Origin of the sequence: Solemya pervernicosa gill symbiont (assembly GCF_002020875.1) — a bacterium.
Taxonomy (GTDB): domain Bacteria; phylum Pseudomonadota; class Gammaproteobacteria.
In genome coordinates this window covers 24,673-44,519 of record NZ_MPRL01000010.1, presented here as the reverse complement: position 1 = coordinate 44,519, position 19,847 = coordinate 24,673, and the positions used below count along the sequence as shown (strand labels likewise).

The following is a 19,847-nucleotide window of genomic DNA, read 5'->3' as shown; positions in this document are numbered from 1 at the left end:
GAGGGACTCTGGTCATCCGGCCAGCCCGAAGATACGACGTGCATTCTGCGCACTAATACGCGCCAACACCTCACGATTGATATTGCGTAGCTCAGCCATCGCATCGAGAATCAGCGGTAGATTGGTCGGAGAGTTTCGCTCGTTGCGATGCGGATAGGGGGCCATATCGGGTGCGTCGGTCTCGAGCACAATTGCATTCAGTGGTACTTCACGCACCAGCTGCCGCAGCTTGGTCGCTTTCTCATAGGTCAGAGCCCCACCAAAGCCGAGTTTGAATCCCATCGAGAGGTAGCGTTTGGCCTGATGCAGACTGCCATTGAATGCGTGGGCGATGCCGCCAGGTACCTTGGCGCGCTGCAGCATATCGAGCACCTCATCATGCGCCTTACGCACATGCAGTATCACCGGTAGACCGTGGTTACGGGCGACCTCTAGCTGCGCCTCAAATAGAAAACGCTGCCGATCCCGGTCAGATCCCTTGTGATAGTAGTCGAGACCGATCTCTCCCATCGCCAACGGCTGATGCTTTTCGATATAAAGCTCCAGGTCATCGAGGTGCTCATTCTCATGCCTCTCAATGACCATCGGATGAAGCCCCAGGGCGGGGTGTAACATCGGCTCATCGGCACTCACCTCAAGCAGGTGATCCCAGCTATCCCTACTGATTCCAGGGACAATAATATCGGTCATGCCAAAGGCACGGCACTGCTGCAGAATCGCGGCGCGATCCGCATCAAATTCTGGCAGGTCAATATGGCAGTGGCTGTCGATCAGATCCATCGCGCTATTGTAGTGTCCATTGCCCAGCCGACCAAGGCTCTACCTTGTATACTATTGGGCTCACCCCAATAGTAAGGTGTAATTCCCCTTTTTCGGTCGCCAAGGAAACCCGTTAACGATGAGTAATCCGCAAACGCACCCCAGTTTCGAGTGGGTGCAGAACAGTTCGATCCCCTCTCTCAATATCGAAGTCGAGATCTATCGTCACAAGGTGACCGGCGCCCAGCATATTCATCTCGCCACCGATGACGATCAAAACACCTTCCTGGTCGGGTTCAAGACCGTCCCCCAGGACTCGACCGGCGTGGCCCATATTCTCGAACACACCTCACTCTGCGGCAGTCGCAACTATCCAGTACGCGATCCCTTTTTCATGATGACGCGCCGTTCACTCAACACCTTCATGAACGCCTTCACCAGCAGCGACTGGACCGCCTACCCCTTTGCCAGTCGCAACCGTAAGGATTTCGACAACCTCTCCAAGGTCTATCTCGATGCGGTCTTCTTTCCCACTCTCGATAGACTCGACTTCGCTCAGGAGGGCCACCGGGTTGAATTCGCCGAGGCGGACAACGGCAACAGTGAGCTGCAGTTCAAGGGGGTGGTTTTCAACGAGATGAAGGGAGCGATGAGTTCACCCGTCTCCACTCTATGGCAGACCCTGACCCGCGAACTCTTCCCGACTATCACCTACCACCACAACAGCGGTGGTGAGCCAGCCAACATCCCCGATCTGAGCTACGAGGAGCTGAAGGCGTTTCATGCCGATCACTATCACCCTTCCAACGCACTGTTCATGACCTTTGGCGATATTTCTGCCAACGAACACCAGGCGCTGTTTGAGGAGCGTGCATTGAAAGAGTTCAGCCACAAGGAACTCGATATTGATGTACCTGATGAGCAGCGCTATACACAGCCGATCACTATAGAGGAGCACTACGCACTCGATGGTGAGGATGAGACCAGCGACAAGACCCACATAGTGCTCGGTTGGCTGCTCGATAAGAGCACCGACATGGATAAGGTACTGACCGCCCATCTGGTCAGTGGTGTGCTGCTCGACAACGGCGCTTCACCACTACGTCATGTACTCGAGACCACCGAGCTCGGTTCTGCACCCTCGCCCCTCTGTGGTCCGCAGGACTCTAATCGTGAAATGGTCTTCGCCTGTGGCATCGAGGGTTCCAACCCTGAGCAGGCCGAGGCGGTCGAAGCGTTGATTCTGGATGTGCTTAAAAAGGTCGCCGATGAGGGCGTTGAGCAAGAGATGGTCGAGGCGGTACTGCACCAGCTTGAACTCTCACAGCGCGAGATCAGCGGCGACGGCTTCCCCTACGGTCTACACCTGATCCTGCAGGCACTCGGTCCTACCCTGCACGGTGCTGATCCGGTAGCGGCTATTGATATCGACCCGATCCTTACCCGCCTGCGTGAGCAGATTAAAGATCCCGAGTTTATTAAATCAGAGGTGCGCGCCCTACTCGACAATCAGCACCGTGTACGCCTGGTAATGGCTCCCGACACAGAATTGAGCAGCAAGCGTGCAGCGGCTGAGGCCGAGCGCCTAGCTGGCATTAAGACCCGCATGAACAGCGATCAAATCGCCGAAACCATCAAACTGGCTGCCGACCTCGAGACCCGACAAAACCAGCAGGATGATCCCGACGTGTTACCCAAGGTGGGTCTCGATGACATCCCCGATGAGCTGCCGATACCCGAGGGTGAAGAGCAACAGGTCGGCTCTACACCAACTACCTGGTTCTCTCGCAGCACCAACGGCATCGTCTACCAAGATTTGGTGATCGAAATACCAGTGCTTGAACCCGAGCTCTCCGGCCTGCTGCCGATGCTCAGCGACATCATCACTGAGGTGGGCTGCGGCGGACGCGACTACCTGACCACCCAGGCACTGCAGGCCGCAGTCACGGGCGGTATCGGTTCGCGCACCTCGGTACGTAGCAGTGTTGAAGATCTCGATAGCAATCGCAGCCTGTTTGTCCTCTCCGGTAAGGCACTCAATCGCAATCACGAAGCACTCGAAGCACTACTACTCGATACCCTTGAGACGGCTCGTTTCGATGAACTACCACGACTACGTGAACTGGTCGGCCAGGAGCGCCTGCATCAGGAGCAGTCCGTAACCAGCCACGGCCACGGACTGGCCATGAGCGCAGCCGCCAGCGGTATGAGCCGCGCGGCGGCCCTCGCCCATCAATGGCAGGGACTTGCTTCGATCAAGAGCCTCAAGGGACTCGACGATTCGCTGGATGACGCTGAAATGTTATCGCAGTTTGCTGCCAACCTGGAGCAGCTGCGTAACCAGCTGCTCAACGCCCCCCGACAGCTGCTTCTGATTGGAGAGTCTAATCAGAAGAGTGAAATTGGGCAGTCGATCAGTCGCCGCTGGCAGCCGCTGAGCGGGAGTGACAACGACTCACAACTCATCCTGCCCAAGGCGACAGGAACGGTGCGTGAAGCGTGGACAACCTCAACCCAGGTCAACTTCTGTGCCCGCGCCTATGCCGCCGTACCTGGCAGCCACGCCGACGCACCCGCACTGATGGTTCTGGCCGCATTCCTGCGCAACAATTTCCTACACCGTTCTATCCGCGAACAGGGTGGTGCCTACGGCGGTGGCGCCAGCTATGACGCCGACTCAGGTGCGATGCGTTTTTACTCTTATCGAGACCCGCGCCTGAGTGAAACACTCTCCGATTTTGATGCCTCCATCGACTGGTTACTGAGCAACAATCACGAGTGGCGCACCATCGAAGAGGCGATCCTCGGCGTGGTTGGCGGTATCGACAAACCCGGCTCTCCGGCGGGTGAGGCGCGCGTTGCCTTCTATGCCGCACTGCATGGTCGCACTCCTGAGCATCGTCGCCGTTTCCGCAGCCGGGTACTCGACATCACTGAGGCCGACCTCAAACGTGTCGCCGAAACTTACCTAAAACCTGAAATTGCCAGCACCGCGGTGATCACCAGCTCCGCTATTCTCGATAGTCAGAGCGATCTCGGACTGGAACGTATTGACCTCTGAATAGAACAGACATGACCAAGGCATTAGAGATAAGCGGTCTCAAAAAGACCTATAAAAACGGATTTGTCGCCCTCAACGGTATCGACCTCACAGTCGAGCAAGGTGACTTCTTCGCCCTGCTCGGTCCCAATGGTGCCGGCAAATCGACCACCATTGGCATCATCACCGCACTGGTCAACAAGAGCGGTGGCAACGTTAAGGTGTTTGGCAAGGATATCGAACAGGATGAGATGGATGCGAAGCGCATGCTTGGCCTGGTGCCGCAGGAGTTCAATTTCAACATGTTTGAACCAGTCGAAGAGGTGGTACTCAATCAGGCCGGCTATTACGGGCTGACCACCGCAGAGGCACGAGAGCGTTGCGACTACGCATTAAAGAAACTAGGTCTCTGGGAGAAGCGCCGCGATATACCTCGCCAGCTCTCCGGCGGGATGAAACGTCGTCTGATGATTGCTCGTGCACTGGTGCACAAACCAAAACTACTCATTCTCGATGAGCCAACCGCTGGCGTCGATATCGAACTACGCCGTTCGATGTGGAGTTTTCTGCGTGAGGTTAATGAGAGTGGCACCACCATTATTCTCACCACTCACTACCTGGAGGAGGCGGAGAGCCTCTGCCGCAACATCGCCATTATCGATAAGGGCGACATCGTCGAGCACAGCAGCATGAAGGCGCTGCTCAACAAACTCGATCGCGAGACACTGGTACTCGATATCAGAGAACCACTTGAGCAGCCACCCCAGCTCTGTGGCTATCCACTCGAACTGACTGATCCGCACACCATGGAGGTCGAGATACAGCGAGAACAGGGACTCAACCCGCTCTTTGCCGAACTGGGTGAAAACGGCATCGAAGTACTCAGCATGCGTAACAAGGCCAACCGCCTTGAGGAGCTCTTTCTCGACATGGTAGAGACCGGGGAGGATCGTCCATGAACAGTCGCAGCTACACCGTCGCCTTCATGACACTGGTGCGCAAGGAGATGCGCCGCTTCTTCCGCATCTGGCCACAGACCATCCTGCCACCAATCATCACCACCTCGCTCTACTTTGTGATCTTTGGCACGCTGATCGGCAGTCAGATTAGCCCTATCGATGGTTCCACCTATATGGAATACATCGCACCTGGCATCATTCTGATGAGCATCATCAGTAACTCCTACGCCAACGTCGTCTCCTCTTTTTATGGATCGAAGTTTCAACGTTTCATTGAGGAGGTACTGATCGCACCGATCCCGGCCTGGGTCATTTTGCTCGGTTATATCAGCGGCGGTGTGGCCCGCGGTCTGACGGTCGGTCTGGTCGTTGCTATCATCGCCTCACTCTTCACCGATTTCCCGATGCACAATATTGCAGTGACGCTGATAGTGGCCGTATTAACGGCCGTACTCTTCTCACTGGGTGGCTTTATCAACGCCGTCTACGCCAAGAGCTTCGATGACATCTCTATCATCCCCACCTTCGTACTAACGCCACTCACCTATCTCGGTGGTATCTTCTATTCGATCGAGATGCTGCCGCCGATCTGGCGCGACCTTTCTCTCTTCAACCCAATCCTCTACATGATCAATGCCACCCGCTACGGCATGCTCGGCATCAGCGACATCGACATCGTCACCGCATTTGCCATCATCATCGCCTTTATCGTGGCACTGTTCAGCTTCTCGCTCTATCTGCTCAAACGAGGTGTCGGCATTCGAAACTAGTCAGCTCATTTAACTGACAGCAGCGCAATAAAAAAGGCCGACCCCGTTTCCGGGATCGGCCTTTTTACAGGCTCGTTAAGACTTAGAGCTTGTCGGCGTTATCAGCCAGGTACTCAGCAACGCCATCAGGGGTCGCCTTCATACCGGCGTCGCCCTTGTTCCAACCCGCTGGACAAACCTCACCGTGCTCTTCGGTGAACTGCAGCGCATCGATCATGCGCAGCATCTCATCGATGTTACGGCCCAGAGGAAGATCGTTAACAACCTGGTGGCGAACATTACCAGCGGTGTCAATCAGGAATGAAGCGCGGAATGCAACGCCAGCAGCAGGATGCTCAACGTCATAGTCCTGGCAGATGCTGTGGTTGATATCAGCAACCAGAGGGTACTTAACCGCACCGATACCACCATCATTGATGGCGGTGTTGCGCCATGCGTTGTGGGTGAAGTGTGAATCGATTGAGACACCGATTACTTCAACGTTGCGAGACTTGAACTCCTCGAGGCGGTGATCGAAAGCGATCAGCTCTGAAGGACATACGAAGGTGAAGTCGAGCGGGTAGAAGAAGACAACCGCGTACTTGCCCTTGATGGACTCTTTCAGGTTGAAGTTGGGAACGATCTCGCCATTACCCAGTACAGCATTCGCAGTAAAATCGGGAGCCTCGCGGCCTACCAGTACACCCATGGTAATTCCTCCAAATTGGTTAATTTTAGACTCTGTCTAGAAACAGAGCGCAATAGTATGCCTTATCGTTTTTCGGGTCAATGCTCGCGTGTCGAACGGAAGCGGATATCGGGCCAGCGCTCCTCGGTGAGCTGCAGATTGACGCGGGTCGGGGCGATATAGGTCAGGTCACCCGCACCGTCGATGGCAAGGTTGTCCTGCGCCTTCTTCTTAAACTCATCGAGCATCTTCTCGTCATCGCACTCAACCCAGCGTGCGGTGGCGACCTGAATATTTTCAAAAATCGCCTCGACCTTGTACTCATCCTTGAGCCGCTGCGCCACCACATCGAACTGCAGCACACCCACGGCACCGAGGATCAGGTCGTTATTGCGCATCGGGCGGAAGAGCTGAGTCGCCCCCTCCTCTGAGAGCTGCTGCAGCCCTTTGATCAGCTGTTTGTTTTTCAGTGGATCCTTGAGCACCGCACGACGGAATAGCTCCGGTGCAAAGTGAGGGATACCAGTGAACTTGAGATCCTCGCCCAGGGTAAAGGTATCGCCAATCTGAATGGTACCGTGGTTGTGCAGGCCAATGATGTCTCCAGGCCACGCCTCTTCGACGTGACCACGTTCCTGAGCCAGGAAGGTGATGGCGTTGGGGATTTTCACATCACGCCCCAGACGCACCTGTTTCATCTTCATACCGGGGATAAAGTGACCGGAGCAGACACGCATGAAGGCGACACGGTCGCGATGCTGCGGATCCATATTCGCCTGGATCTTGAAGACAAAGCCGCTGAACTTCTCCTCATCGGGCGCTACTTCACGATCAGCTGTCGGACGCGCCAGTGGCGCAGGTGCATTATCGACCAGTGCGTCGAGGATCTCCTGCACACCGAAGTTATTGATCGCCGAGCCGAACAACACCGGAGTCAGGTCACCACGGAGATAGGCCTCGAGATCGAACTCGTGGCTCGCGCCACGTACCAGCTCTACCTCTTCTCGGAACTCCTCGATCAAGGTACCGAAGAGTTCATCGAGGCGCGGATTATCCAGTCCCTCAATCACCTCACCATCGAGCTTCTTACCTCCATGGGTGGCACTCATGATGGTGATACGATCGTTATAGAGATCGTAAACACCTTTGAAATTCTTGCCCATGCCAATCGGCCAGGTAAGCGGCGCGCACTGGATCTTGAGCACATCCTCCACCTCATCCATCAGTTCAATAGGCTCCTTGCCCTCGCGGTCGAGTTTGTTGATAAAGGTGATGATAGGCGTGGTACGCAGGCGACAGACCTCCATCAGCTTGATAGTGCGATCCTCAACACCCTTGGCGACATCGATCACCATCAACGCCGAATCGACCGCCGTGAGGGTACGGTAGGTATCCTCGGAGAAGTCCTCATGACCGGGGGTATCGAGCAGGTTGATGGTGTGTTCGCGATAGGGGAACTGCATCACCGATGAACTGACCGAGATGCCACGCTCCTGCTCCAGCTTCATCCAGTCGGAGGTGGCGTGACGTGCCGCCTTGCGCCCCTTAACGGTTCCAGCAAGCTGAATTGCACCACCAAAGAGCAGCAGCTTCTCGGTGAGCGTGGTTTTACCGGCATCGGGGTGGGAGATGATGGCGAAGGTGCGACGTTTCTTCGCCTGTTCAGCAATCTCGGGGGGCATGGCAGCTTATCTTCCGCTAAAAACGTGGCATTTTATCACGTCTCTGACGGCTGAGGTTCGGCGAAGACGCTATAAAACCTTGACCAATACCAGCGCATCCTCTTTCCCATCCCCAGCAGGATAGTAGTTGCGACGCTGGCCGATCTCGTTAAAACCGAGTGAGTCGTATAGGTGGATAGCGGCGGCGTTCGACTCGCGCACCTCAAGCAGAATGGTATCGACATCTAAACGGCGCACCACGGTTAGCATATGGTTGATGATTTTGCGCCCCAAGCCCTCACCCTGATGCTCTGGTTTCACACAGAGATTGAGTAGATGCGCTTCACCGGCTGCAAAGGAGAAGATCGCAAAGCCGAGAATCTCCCCTGCCTCTTCATAGACCCAGCAGCCGTAGCCAACGCGCAGACAGTCTCGCAGTATGCCCTCGGTCCAGGGGTGTGAGTGGGCACGTATCTCGATAGCAAAGACCGCCTCGATATCGTCGAGCTGCATTAGGCGCATACCCATTGCAGGATTATCGACTACGGCACTCACTCTCCACCCTGCATAACACGCACCGCGAGTTTGAGATCCTCCCACGCCTTGCGCTTGTCGATCGGATTTCGTAGCAGATAGGCAGGGTGGTAGGTAACGATAACGGGAATTTGTTGATCACCCAATCGATGCACACGACCACGCAGCTTGGAGATAGACTCCTCTGTTCCAAGCAGATTGTGTACGGCGATTCGACCAACGGCGAGGATCAGTCTGGGTGCCACGAGTTCAATCTGACGATCGAGATAGGGACGACACTGCTGCGCCTCTTCGGTGGTGGGATTACGGTTACCCGGTGGACGACACTTGAGAGTATTGGCAATATAGATCGATTCACGCGGTAGATTGATCGCCGCCAGCATCGCATTTAGAAGCTGCCCGGCAACACCGACAAAGGGCTCCCCCTGACGATCCTCATCGGCACCCGGTGCCTCACCGATCACCATCCAGTCGGCATCGGCATTGCCTACACCAAAAACAGTTTGAGTTCGGTTGGAAACCAGCTCGCCGCAGGCCCTGCAGCCTGCAACCTGCTGCTGCAGCCCTTGCCAGTCAGTTGCTACTTCAGTGGGCAGAGCCGAATCAGTAGCGGCCGGATCTTCTACAATGCTATCGGGCTGTTCAACCTCTCTGCCACGCAACCGCCAGCGCTGGATGCCCATTGCATCCAGATAGCGGTCCCTGCGTGGAGAGAGACTTCCCATCGTTGGTTAAACGTCCGCCGCCTGTGGGTGAGCACGATCCTCAGGCAGCAGGATCTTGTTCAAACCGTTGAGATAGGCCTTGGCCGAGGCAATCACGATATCGGTATCGGCCCCCTGACCATTAACGATACGCCCACCCTTCTCCAGACGGACCGTGACCTCACCCTGCGAGTCAGTGCCGCTGGTGATGTTGTTGACCGAGTAGAGCTGCAGCTCGGTACCGCTCTGCGCAATGCTTTCAATCGCCTTGAAGGTTGCATCGACCGGACCGGAACCCTGCGCGCAGAGCTTGTGCTCCTCACCGTCGACAGAGAGGGTAATGCACGCCTCAGGCGTCTCACCCGTTTCAGAGCAGACCTTGAGTGAGGCGAGTTTAAAACGCTCGTTAACGATACTGTCGAGATTCGCCTCGGTCACCAGGGCCTGAAGATCCTCGTCATAGATCTCGTGCTTTTTATCGGCCAACTCCTTGAAACGTGAAAACGCCTCATTGAGTGCCTCGTCTGAATCGAAATCGATTCCGAGTTCGGTGAGACGTGTTTTGAAGGCGTTTCGACCCGAGTGTTTACCGAGCACCATACGATTGGCACTCCAACCAACATCCTCGGCTCGCATGATTTCGTATGTCTCGCGATGCTTGAGTACGCCATCCTGGTGGATGCCCGATTCATGCGCGAAGGCGTTAGCACCAACGATCGCCTTGTTGGGCTGCACCGCAAAACCGGTAATACCCGAGACGAGACGAGAGGTCGGCACGATATGGCTGGTATCGATATCAGTTGTGCAGCTGAAGAGATCCTTACGGGTCTTCACCGCCATCACCACCTCTTCGAGCGAGGCGTTACCGGCACGCTCTCCGAGACCGTTGATGGTGCACTCCACCTGACGTGCACCGTTGACTACAGCTGAGAGCGAGTTGGCCACCGCAAGCCCAAGGTCATTGTGGCAGTGAACGGAGAAGATCGCCTTATCCGCGTTGGGCATCTTTTCGCGCAGCTGGTGGATGGTGGTGCCGAACTGCTCAGGAAGGTTGTAACCGACCGTATCGGGCACATTAAGAGTGGTTGCACCCGCCTCAATCACCGCTTCAAAAATACGGCAGAGGAAATCGATCTCGGAACGCCCCGCATCTTCGGCAGAGAACTCAACATCGTCAGTAAACTGACGTGCACGTTTTACCGCGCTTACCGCCTGCGCCACCACCTCATCGGGTGACATACGCAATTTCATCTGCATATGGATCGGTGAAGTGGCAATAAAGGTGTGGATACGGCTTGAGTTGGCCTCTTTTAACGCCTCACCAGCACGATCGATATCGCGATCAAGCGCACGCGCCAGGCCACAGATCGTACTATCCTTGACGCTTCGTGCGACTGCCTGAACCGCATCGAAATCACCGGGGCTTGCGATCGGGAAACCCGCCTCGATCACATCGACCTTCATGCGCTCCAGCGCCTTGGCAATACGCACCTTTTCATCTTTGGTCATTGAGGCGCCAGGGCTCTGCTCGCCATCGCGTAAGGTAGTATCAAATATGATTAATTTGTCGCTCATCTTCCCGCTCCAAAAGTTCGCGCCAGTTTACTGGACGCAAGAAAAATATAGAAATTTTCCGGCTCAGTTTGCCGAAAATAATTTGTCTGGGTGGCCGAAACGGCCTGATCGAAGAGTTAGTGTCTGCCCTAGGGCAGTAGCAGCGACAGGGATAGCAGGAGATAGACAGACACAACACCACTGCCGGGACGGCAGATTGCAGATACGTTGTTGTGTACGGTCTGTTGCATGGTTTCCAATATAGAGATCTAAAACGGCTTTGCCAACCCCTAACCATTACCTCTGCGTGCCGCACGCATCTTGCGCAGGTTCACCAGGGTCAACACAGGACCGGAAACGGCATAGAGCAGGAACACCCCAAACAGAACCTTGGGTGGATCGATCGAGGTCAATACAAAGGCCAGCACCAACACCAGCATCGCAACAAAAGGCACACGGTTGCGCAGATCGAGATCCTTGAAGCTGTGGTAGCGAACATTGCTCACCATCAGCAGACCCGCCGATACGGTGAGCAGCAGCGCAGGCAGCCACCACTCGGCACCATCGATACCCAATTCCGTACCGACCCAGACCATACCCGCCATCAGTGCAGCGGCAGCAGGACTCGGCAAACCCTGAAAGTAACGTTTATCTGTCGACTCCGCCTGGGTATTAAAACGAGCCAGTCGCAGCGCACCACCCGCCGTATAGATAAAGGCAGCCGCCCAGGCGACCTTCCCCCAGCCCCAGCCATTCTGAACCAGATCAGCAAGCGCCCACTGATAGACCACCAGCGAGGGTGCGAGACCGAAGGAGACCATATCGGCCAGGCTGTCGTACTCCATGCCGAAATCACTTTGGGTATTGGTCATGCGTGCGACACGCCCATCGAGACCATCCATGATCATGGCGATAAAGATCGCGACTGCTGCGGCCTCAAAGCGGCCATCCATTGCAACCAGGATGGCATAGAAACCGGCAAACAGACCGGCGGTGGTAAATAGATTGGGCAGCAGATAGATTCCGCGGCGGCGCTTCTCTGTCATAGATCCCAAGGCCTGTAACGTTTTGTTGTCATAGTGGGCCTATTCTAGAGCAATTGGTACCTAGATCACTAACTCGAAATCAACTCACTACTACAAACTACCGCAACAGCAGATTGGAATGTGTAAATAGACGGAAACCGGAGATACCGATTCCCGCTTCACACTATCTTCTTCTACGATTATATGAGTCAACGTTCTTATTCGATCTATTGCCCCTAGGCCATGCAATCAAGGTCTCAATTGCATCCTGTTCCACCACCTCATCGCCATCGATGGCATAACCGGTCAACGAGACAGAGTTGGCGCCGGAGTCGATACCGACCTGTCGGCTGCGGAACTGCAGCACCATATCGAGATCACCACCACAACCAGTGTGAGCAGTTTATTTGTACCGGTATTAAGCACATCGACAAACGTACTGGCACCGCTCTCAGGCTCGACCGTAAAGCGTCGCTGCCATCAGCCAGGGCACATGACGTTTATGCAGCTTCGTTTTTCTATTTTTTCAGGCTTCTGATAACCGGTAGAAAAGCGGCAACAAATGGTAGCTCCTCAACCATCACTGTTAATATCGACCACGGCGTATGCTCATCTATTTATAGAGTGAGACCTATTACTGCTTCCATTAAAAAGGCCAGTCATCTTTCGATGACTGGCCTTTTGATCAACTCGGCCGTAATACGACCAGGTATTACCGCTTAGTTCTTGTCTTTATCGACCAGCTGATTGGCGGTTATCCAGGGCATTTTGGCACGCAGTTCAGCACCGACCGTTTCGATCGGGTGTGCCGCATTGTTACGACGCCATGCGGTCATCTCTGGGTAGTTGGTCAGTCCCTCAAGGATAAACTTCTTGGCGTACTCACCATTCTGGATGTTCTCCAGAGCCTCTTTCATTGCCCAGCGCGACTCTTCGTTGATCACCTTGTTGCCGGTGACATACTCGCCGTATTCAGCGTTATTGGAGATTGAGTAGTTCATGTTGGCGATGCCACCTTCGTACATCAGGTCAACGATCAGCTTCAGCTCGTGCAGACACTCGAAGTAGGCCATCTCAGGCTCGTAACCGCCCTCAACCAGGGTCTCAAAACCGGCCTTGACCAGTTCAACGGCACCACCACATAGAACCGCCTGCTCACCAAACAGATCGGTCTCGGTCTCATCCTTGAATGAGGTCTCGAGAATACCGGTACGTCCGCCACCCACACCACTGGCATAGGAGAGCGCAATATTCTTAGCCTTACCTGAAGCGTCCTGATGGACTGCGATCAGATCGGGAATACCGCCGCCCTTTACAAACTCAGAGCGTACGGTGTGACCTGGCGCCTTCGGAGCAACCATGATGACATCAAGATCAGCACGTGGTGTGACCTGGTTGTAGTGGATGGCAAAACCGTGAGCAAAGGCGAGTACTGCACCCTGCTTGATGTTGGGCTCGATGTCGCTCTTGTAGAGCTGCGACTGGAACTCATCGGGGGTCAGGACCATAACCAGATCGGCACCCTTAACCGCCTCAGAGGTCTCCTTGACGGTCAGACCTGCGCCTTCTGCCTTCTTCGCAGAGGTTGAACCGGCACGCAGACCGATGGTGACCTCAACGCCGGAATCCTTCAGGTTGTTGGCGTGTGCGTGGCCCTGTGAGCCGTAGCCAAGGATGGTGACCTTCATCCCCTGGATGATCGAGAGGTCGCAGTCTTTGTCGTAGTATCTGTTAAGTGCCATGGTTGTTGTCCTTCAAACGTTCAAAGTTAATTAAGAATAAGTTGTTCTAAATCTGGAGTGCCTTGTCACCGCGCCCGATACCGGTCACACCGGAACGGACCGTCTCGAGGATGTCATCTTTTTTCAGCGCACCCAGAAACGCCTCAAGCTTGTCGGCATGGCCGGTCAGCTCAATGGTAAAGCTCTTGTCGGTGACATCAATGATGTTGCCGCGGAAGATATCGGAGAGGCGTTTCACCTCATCACGCTGCCCCATGGTTGAGGCCTTCACCTTGACCATCATCATCTCGCGCTCAATATGACTGCCCTCGGTCAGATCAAGCAGTTTAACCACATCGATCAGCTTGTTGAGCTGTTTGGTGATCTGTTCGATGATCTCCTCAGAGCCGCGAGTAACCAGGGTCATGCGCGACAGTGAAGGATCCTCGGTCACCGCGACCGTCAGCGATTCGATGTTATAACCACGCGCCGAGAAGAGCCCCGCCACACGCGACAGAGCACCCGCCTCGTTTTCCATCAAAATAGAAATTATGTGTCTCATATCAGGATCATCTCCTCCAGACCAGCACCCGCAGGCACCATGGGGAAGACATTCTCGCTCGGGTCGGTGACAAAATTCATAAATACCAAACGATCCTTCAACTTGAAGGCCTCTCTGATCGACTCCTCAACATCGCCCGGCTTCTCGATCTGCATGCCAACGTGACCGTAGGCCTCAGCCAACTTAACAAAATCGGGCTGCACCTCCATCGTCACCTCGGAGTAGCGCTCGTCATAGAAGAACTCCTGCCACTGGCGCACCATGCCGAGGTAACCGTTATTGAGACAGAGGATCTTCACCGGCAGGTTGTACTGTAAACAGGTGGCAAGATCCTGGATATTCATCTGGATACTGCCATCGCCGGTGATACAGGCGACCTTCGCCTTCGGATGTGCGGCCTGAACACCCATCGCTGCCGGCAGACCGAAGCCCATCGTGCCGAGACCACCGGAGTTGATCCAGCGGCGCGGCTTATCAAATTTGTAGAACTGTGCCGCCCACATCTGGTGCTGACCAACATCAGAGGTGACATAGGCATCGCCCTTGGTCACTTCATAGAGCTTGTCGACCACAAACTGCGGTTTGATCTTGCCGGTCTTGGTCTGCTTGTAGCTGAGGCAATCTTTAGCGCGCCACTGTTCGATCTGCTCCCACCATTTGGTAAGCGCGTCTTTATCCTGTTCGGTATCGCTCTCTTTGAGCAGCTTGATCATGTCGCGCACTACGTTACGCACACCACCGACAATCGGCACATCGACCTTAACGTTCTTGGAGATCGAAGCGGGGTCGATATCAACGTGTACGATCTTGGCACGCGGTGCGAACTTGGCGATATTGCCTGTCACGCGATCATCAAAACGGGCACCGATGGCGATCAGCAGATCACAGTGCGAAACCGCCATATTGGCCTCAACAGTACCGTGCATACCGAGCATGCCGACAAACTGTCGATCGGTCGCAGGGTAGCCACCCAGTCCCATCGAGGTGTTGGTAACGGGCGCATTGAGCAGCTTGGCAAGATCGGTCAGCGGTTTGGCAGCGTCATCGAGAATGACACCACCACCGGTATAGAGCATCGGACGCTTTGCCTTCAGCATCATCTCAGTGGCGCGTTTGATCTGTCCCTTGTGACCCTTTACCACCGGATTGTAGGAGCGCATCGAGACGCGTTTCGGATAGGTGTACTTGGTCTTCTCGGCGGTGACATCCTTGGGGATGTCGACCACGACCGGACCGGGACGACCGGTGGTAGCAATGTAGAACGCCTTCTTCAGCGTGGTCGCCAGATCTTTAACATCCTTGACCAGGAAGTTGTGCTTCACGCAGGGACGAGTGATACCAACGGCGTCGACCTCCTGGAAGGCGTCATTACCGATCAGGCTAGTCGGCACCTGACCGGTGATCACCACCATCGGAATCGAGTCGAGATAGGCGGTAGCAATACCGGTCACGGCATTGGTCGCACCCGGCCCCGAAGTTACCAGCACCACGCCCGGCTTACCGGTCGAACGTGCATAACCATCGGCAGCGTGTGTTGCCGCCTGTTCATGACGTGTCAGGATGTGCTGAACGTCACTCTGCTTGTAGATCTCATCATATATATGAAGGACCGCCCCGCCAGGGTAGCCGAAGAGGTGTTCAACCCCTTCATCCTTCAAAAAGCGCACGATGATCTCGGCACCAGTCATTTCCACTGCAATGATCTCCCGCTGAGGTGGTCTGGATGGATAATTCGGAGGTCCAATCCGGCCAGACAGGCTTTTTCGGACACAATCTTAGAAAGCTACTGATATTCGCCCTACAGGTCAAGAGATTGCCCTATTTTCAGGGCATTCAGAGGGTTTTTACGCTATACCCATCAGAGCCATGTTCGATTGCCGATATAGACAGCCGATAACCTCTGCTAATAGAGTATCGGTAATAACAAGAAGGCTTGCGGGAGAAACCCGGTGCGAATAACCATTTTACTAACATCATTGCTAATACTAGCGCCACCAATTGTCGGTGCTGATATCTACAAATGGGTCGACGATCAGGGCATCACTCACTTCACCCAACAGCCCCCTATGAGCCAGCCCGCCGAAACGGTGAAACCACGCGGTATCAAACCACCCGATGACGCCGAGGCGAAGAAGCAGCGTGAGTCGTACTGGGATGCCTTCAAAAAGGATAAGAGCCAGACAGAACCAAAACCGATAAGCGCGGAGAATCAGGCAATTCGGCAGGAGAACTGCAAGCGCGCCAAGGAAAACCTACAGAAGCTAGCCGACAATCCGGGACGTCGCATGCGCGACAATGATGGCAACGTCTACATGATGCCCGAAGAGCAGCGTCAGCAGCGCATGGAAGAGGCTCGCAAACAGATAAAAGAGAACTGCAACTAAGACAGGTACCGCAATGCCCTACCTAAAGATCCAGACCAACGTTGAACTGATCCCCACTAGCCGCGCCGATACGATGAAACGTATCTCCGCACACATTGCCGAACTGCTGGGAAAACCAGAGCGCTACGTGATGATGGCACTTCAAGACGGCACCTCTATGCTCTTCGACGGCAGTGACGACCCAGTCGCCTTTCTCGAACTGAAGAGCCTTGGACTACCCGAAGAGAGGAGCGCTGAATTTTCCGAGGGGCTCTGCGCACTGATCGCCAGTGAGTTTGAGATCGCCACCGACCGGATCTATATCGAGTTCGCTTCACCCGAGCGTCATATGTTTGGCTGGAACAGTGCTACCTTCTAACCATGAAGAGCCTTCTGATTCTTATCCTTATCCTGCTGGGTGGCTTCGCCCTCAGCCTCTATCTAAAACCCGAGCTGCGCGACCAGGTGCAGGATCAGGTTCGCGATATTCCCGGCGCCTCAATTGTCGCCCCCGCAGAGACCACTCTCTACAAATGGCAGGATGCCACGGGACGCTGGCAATACACCGACCGGCCTCCCAGCGACGGTACTGCCTACACAACGATGCCGATTACCCATGACACCAACGTCGTGCCAGCACTCAAGCAGGACGAGGAGTAGCTCCTGGCCTCTCCCGCGCCGCTGCGGGTATCTACCCATGAGTTCGCCGCTGTACCCCCCTAACGCCAACAGATAGAATGGCGCGCTGAAATTCATATAACGAACCGAGGCCGCCCATGCGTCTATCACAATTCCCACTCTCCACGCTCAAAGAGACCCCTGCCAACGCCGAGGTGATCAGTCACCAGCTGATGCTGCGCTCCGGCATGATTCGCAGACTCGCCTCCGGTCTCTATACCTGGATGCCGTTAGGTCTTAAGGTACTGCGCAAGGTGGAGAACATTGTGCGCGAGGAGATGAACCGCGCCGGTGGAGTTGAACTACTGATGCCGGCGGTGCAACCCGCTGAGCTGTGGCAGGAATCGGGACGCTGGGATGCGATGGGCCCCGAGATGCTGCGTCTGAGTGATCGCCACAACCGCGACTTCTGCTTCGGACCGACACACGAAGAGATCATTACCGACCTGGCGCGTAACGAGCTGCGCAGTTACAAACAGCTGCCGATGACCTACTACCAGATCCAGACCAAATTCCGCGACGAGCGTCGCCCCCGCTTTGGTGTGATGCGTGCACGAGAGTTCCTGATGAAGGATGCCTACTCCTTCCATGTCGATGACGCCTCGCTCAAGGAGACCTATCAGGTAATGCACGACGCTTACTCGCGCATCTTCACCCGTCTCGGACTCAACTTCCGGCCAGTGCTGGCCGATACCGGCGCCATCGGTGGCAGTGGCTCACACGAGTTCCACGTGTTGGCCGACTCGGGCGAGGATGCCATCGCCTTCTCTACCGAGAGCGACTACGCCGCCAACATCGAGAAGGCCGAGGCACTGCAGCCACAGGGTGAGCGCCCCGCGCCCTCTGCCGAGATGGCGGTGGTCGAGACCCCCGAGCAGAAAACGATCGAGGAGGTTTCTAACTTCCTCAAGGTCGCAACCGACCAGACCCTCAAGACGTTATTGGTGCACGGTGCCACTGAAGAGGGTGAGCTTGAGGGCGTGGTAGCACTGGTATTGCGTGGCGATCATGAACTCAACGAGATCAAGGCTGAGAATCTGTCGCAGGTCTTTGCCCCTCTGACCATGGCATCCGATGAGGAGATTCGTGCTGCAGTCGGCTGTAGCGCCGGCTCAATCGGACCGCTTGATGTCGGCATTCCGACCATCGTCGATCGCGATGCCGCACAGCTGGCCGATTTTATTTGTGGTGCCAACGAAGACGGAAAACACCTTAGCGGTGTGAACTGGGAGCGTGATCTACCGATGGCGCAGATTGCCGATCTACGCAACGTTGTCGAGGGAGATGCCAGCCCCGACGGCAAGGGTACGTTGACCATCAAACGTGGTATTGAAGTCGGCCACATCTTTCAGCTCGGCGAGAAGTACAGCAAGGCACTTAACGCCACCGTGCTCGATGAATCTGGACGCGAACAGGTGATGACCATGGGCTGTTACGGCATCGGTGTCTCACGCGTGGTCGCGGCAGCGATTGAACAGAATCACGATGATAACGGCATCAGCTGGCCCACCCCGATCGCCCCCTTCCAGGTCGCTCTGCTGCCGATGAATATGCAGAAATCACAACGCCTGCGCGAGGCGATCGAGAAGCTCTATGCCGAGATGAATGAGACCGGGCTCGATGTGGTGCTGGATGATCGCGGTGTTCGCCCCGGCGTGATGTTCGCCGACATTGAGCTGATCGGAATCCCACATCGCGTGGTACTGGGTGAGCGTGGACTCGACAGCGGCATGGTCGAGTACAAGGGTCGCAACGATAGCGACTCCAGAGATATTCCACTGAGTGATCTGGTCGCGTTTCTTAAAGAGGCGTGCGCCGACTAGGTACTACTGAGTGGTAAAGGTGGTGGGGGGTATCTCGTCTGCCAGCTCACACACCACCTGATCCACTTGGGAACCGGGTGAACCAAGCCAGAGCCACTCACTCAATAGATCGACCTGCCCCTCTTCCCCACAGGCGAGCACCTCAACGGTGCCATCGACCAGATTACGCGCATAACCGACCAGGCCCAGCTGTGCAGCACGCTGCTGGGTGGTGGCACGAAACCAGACACCCTGCACTCGTCCAGTGACCCGGCAGCGCTTGCAGACGGTCATGGCAGAATAATCTTCGCCTTTTGACCTAGATAGAGATGGTCGTTGCTGTGTGAAAAGGCGACATCTAGCTGGTGCCCCCCTTCAACAGCACCAATCGATGCAACACGAGCACGATAACGCTGCTTACCCACTACGACCGTTGCCGAGCTGCCGATCTCAATCTTTCTGGCCAGGCTCGATTCGATTTTAGTCACCGCCCGCATCCGTCCTGCATAGGTAACCACCAGCAGTGGTGCTGTCTGTAGCTCACTAACAATTGAAGCGCCCGGCTCAACCAACCGCTCCACCACCCAGGCATCAAAGGGGGCGGAGATGGCACTCCGCTCCAGATCGAGCGTTGTCTCTACCAGTCGCAGCTCTGCGCTTCGCATCGCAAGGGAAGCTGCTGCGAAGTTAACCTTAGACTGCTCATACTCATGATTGGAGAGCACGGTCCGATCGTAGAGTTCATCGGCACGTTGCTGTTCACGCTCAGCCTCCTGAAAGAGCAACCTGGCATGTTCAAGCGCGGCCTCGGCCTCAGCATTGCGTGCCTTAAAGAGACGATCATCGAACTGCAATAGAAGCGCGCCCTGATCAACATGCTGCCCCGGCTCAACATTCACCGCTTTCACCACACCCGAGACGAGCGGTGAGAGTTCAACTCGCTTTGACCAGTCGAGCTTGGCTGCCAGTTCTGCACTCCAGGCCTGAGCAGGCATCGAGAGCAGTAGCGACAGGAAAAGTGTTCTCATAGTTACCGCAGCCATTAATT

The 19,847-nt window shown here is 55.3% G+C and carries 20 protein-coding genes; 7 read left to right on the top strand and 13 right to left on the bottom strand.

Features of this window, described 5'->3' with window-relative positions; genetic code table 11:
• Positions 1-12: 12 nt before the first annotated feature.
• Positions 13-780, bottom strand: coding sequence for a TatD family hydrolase (locus tag BOW52_RS03985; RefSeq protein WP_078482797.1), 768 nt, complete (start codon positions 778-780; stop codon positions 13-15).
• 118 nt (positions 781-898) lie between these two features.
• Between BOW52_RS03985 and BOW52_RS03980 the strand changes: the two genes are divergently transcribed.
• The 3 genes from BOW52_RS03980 to BOW52_RS03970 are packed head-to-tail and all read left to right on the top strand — an operon-like array spanning position 899 to position 5,528.
• On the top strand, positions 899-3,820 hold the full coding sequence (locus tag BOW52_RS03980; RefSeq protein WP_078482796.1) for an insulinase family protein: 2,922 nt from the start codon (positions 899-901) through the stop codon (positions 3,818-3,820).
• An 11-nt stretch (positions 3,821-3,831) separates the two neighbouring features.
• On the top strand, positions 3,832-4,758 hold the full coding sequence (locus BOW52_RS03975) for an ABC transporter ATP-binding protein (RefSeq protein WP_078482795.1): 927 nt from the start codon (positions 3,832-3,834) through the stop codon (positions 4,756-4,758).
• Positions 4,755-5,528, top strand: a complete 774-nt coding sequence (locus tag BOW52_RS03970) for an ABC transporter permease (protein ID WP_078482794.1) — start codon at positions 4,755-4,757, stop codon at positions 5,526-5,528. Before BOW52_RS03975 ends, BOW52_RS03970 begins: the two co-directional genes overlap by 4 nt.
• A gap of 82 nt (positions 5,529-5,610) precedes the next feature.
• On the opposite strand, the gene BOW52_RS03965 is transcribed toward BOW52_RS03970, so the two are convergent.
• From BOW52_RS03965 to BOW52_RS03920, 10 genes are all read right to left on the bottom strand, one after another.
• Complete coding sequence (locus BOW52_RS03965; protein WP_078482793.1) at positions 5,611-6,216, bottom strand: peroxiredoxin; 606 nt, start codon at positions 6,214-6,216, stop codon at positions 5,611-5,613.
• Positions 6,217-6,293: 77 nt separating this feature from the next.
• The gene (locus tag BOW52_RS03960) at positions 6,294-7,877 is read right to left on the bottom strand and encodes a peptide chain release factor 3 (protein WP_078482792.1); all 1,584 of its coding nucleotides are present in this window, start codon (positions 7,875-7,877) and stop codon (positions 6,294-6,296) included.
• Positions 7,878-7,946: 69 nt separating this feature from the next.
• On the bottom strand, positions 7,947-8,411 hold the full coding sequence (rimI, locus tag BOW52_RS03955) for a ribosomal protein S18-alanine N-acetyltransferase (protein ID WP_078482791.1): 465 nt from the start codon (positions 8,409-8,411) through the stop codon (positions 7,947-7,949).
• Entirely contained in the window at positions 8,408-9,115 is a 708-nt protein-coding gene (locus BOW52_RS03950; protein WP_078482790.1) for a uracil-DNA glycosylase, read from the bottom strand. Before BOW52_RS03950 ends, rimI begins: the two co-directional genes overlap by 4 nt.
• Before the next feature lie 6 nt (positions 9,116-9,121).
• On the bottom strand, positions 9,122-10,669 hold the full coding sequence (locus BOW52_RS03945; RefSeq protein WP_078482789.1) for a 2-isopropylmalate synthase: 1,548 nt from the start codon (positions 10,667-10,669) through the stop codon (positions 9,122-9,124).
• Between the two features lie 269 nt (positions 10,670-10,938).
• Positions 10,939-11,694 (bottom strand): CDP-diacylglycerol--serine O-phosphatidyltransferase, encoded by a 756-nt coding sequence (gene pssA / locus BOW52_RS03940; RefSeq protein WP_078482788.1) that lies wholly within the window; start codon positions 11,692-11,694, stop codon positions 10,939-10,941.
• 163 nt (positions 11,695-11,857) lie between these two features.
• Entirely contained in the window at positions 11,858-12,043 is a 186-nt protein-coding gene (locus tag BOW52_RS03935; protein ID WP_078482787.1) for a hypothetical protein, read from the bottom strand.
• A 349-nt stretch (positions 12,044-12,392) separates the two neighbouring features.
• Positions 12,393-13,415, bottom strand: a complete 1,023-nt coding sequence (gene ilvC / locus BOW52_RS03930; RefSeq protein WP_078482786.1) for a ketol-acid reductoisomerase — start codon at positions 13,413-13,415, stop codon at positions 12,393-12,395.
• Positions 13,416-13,461: 46 nt separating this feature from the next.
• Complete coding sequence (ilvN, locus tag BOW52_RS03925; RefSeq protein WP_078482785.1) at positions 13,462-13,956, bottom strand: acetolactate synthase small subunit; 495 nt, start codon at positions 13,954-13,956, stop codon at positions 13,462-13,464.
• Positions 13,953-15,650: an acetolactate synthase 3 large subunit gene (locus BOW52_RS03920; RefSeq protein ID WP_078482784.1), complete on the bottom strand. Its 1,698-nt coding sequence runs from the start codon at positions 15,648-15,650 to the stop codon at positions 13,953-13,955. The genes ilvN and BOW52_RS03920 overlap by 4 nt, the downstream gene beginning before the upstream one ends.
• A 255-nt stretch (positions 15,651-15,905) precedes the next feature.
• Between BOW52_RS03920 and BOW52_RS03915 the strand changes: the two genes are divergently transcribed.
• From BOW52_RS03915 to BOW52_RS03900, 4 genes are all read left to right on the top strand, one after another.
• Positions 15,906-16,340: a DUF4124 domain-containing protein gene (locus BOW52_RS03915; RefSeq protein ID WP_172840136.1), complete on the top strand. Its 435-nt coding sequence runs from the start codon at positions 15,906-15,908 to the stop codon at positions 16,338-16,340.
• 13 nt (positions 16,341-16,353) lie between these two features.
• Complete coding sequence (locus BOW52_RS03910) at positions 16,354-16,698, top strand: phenylpyruvate tautomerase MIF-related protein (protein ID WP_078482782.1); 345 nt, start codon at positions 16,354-16,356, stop codon at positions 16,696-16,698.
• A 2-nt stretch (positions 16,699-16,700) separates the two neighbouring features.
• Positions 16,701-16,979, top strand: a complete 279-nt coding sequence (locus BOW52_RS03905) for a DUF4124 domain-containing protein (protein ID WP_078482781.1) — start codon at positions 16,701-16,703, stop codon at positions 16,977-16,979.
• A 116-nt stretch (positions 16,980-17,095) separates the two neighbouring features.
• Complete coding sequence (locus tag BOW52_RS03900; RefSeq protein ID WP_078482780.1) at positions 17,096-18,820, top strand: proline--tRNA ligase; 1,725 nt, start codon at positions 17,096-17,098, stop codon at positions 18,818-18,820.
• 3 nt (positions 18,821-18,823) lie between these two features.
• On the opposite strand, the gene BOW52_RS03895 is transcribed toward BOW52_RS03900, so the two are convergent.
• Together BOW52_RS03895 and BOW52_RS03890 are read right to left on the bottom strand one after the other, a co-directional pair.
• On the bottom strand, positions 18,824-19,093 hold the full coding sequence (locus tag BOW52_RS03895; protein ID WP_078482779.1) for an acylphosphatase: 270 nt from the start codon (positions 19,091-19,093) through the stop codon (positions 18,824-18,826).
• Positions 19,090-19,827 (bottom strand): efflux RND transporter periplasmic adaptor subunit, encoded by a 738-nt coding sequence (locus tag BOW52_RS03890; RefSeq protein WP_172840134.1) that lies wholly within the window; start codon positions 19,825-19,827, stop codon positions 19,090-19,092. The genes BOW52_RS03895 and BOW52_RS03890 overlap by 4 nt, the downstream gene beginning before the upstream one ends.
• Positions 19,828-19,847: the final 20 nt, after the last annotated feature.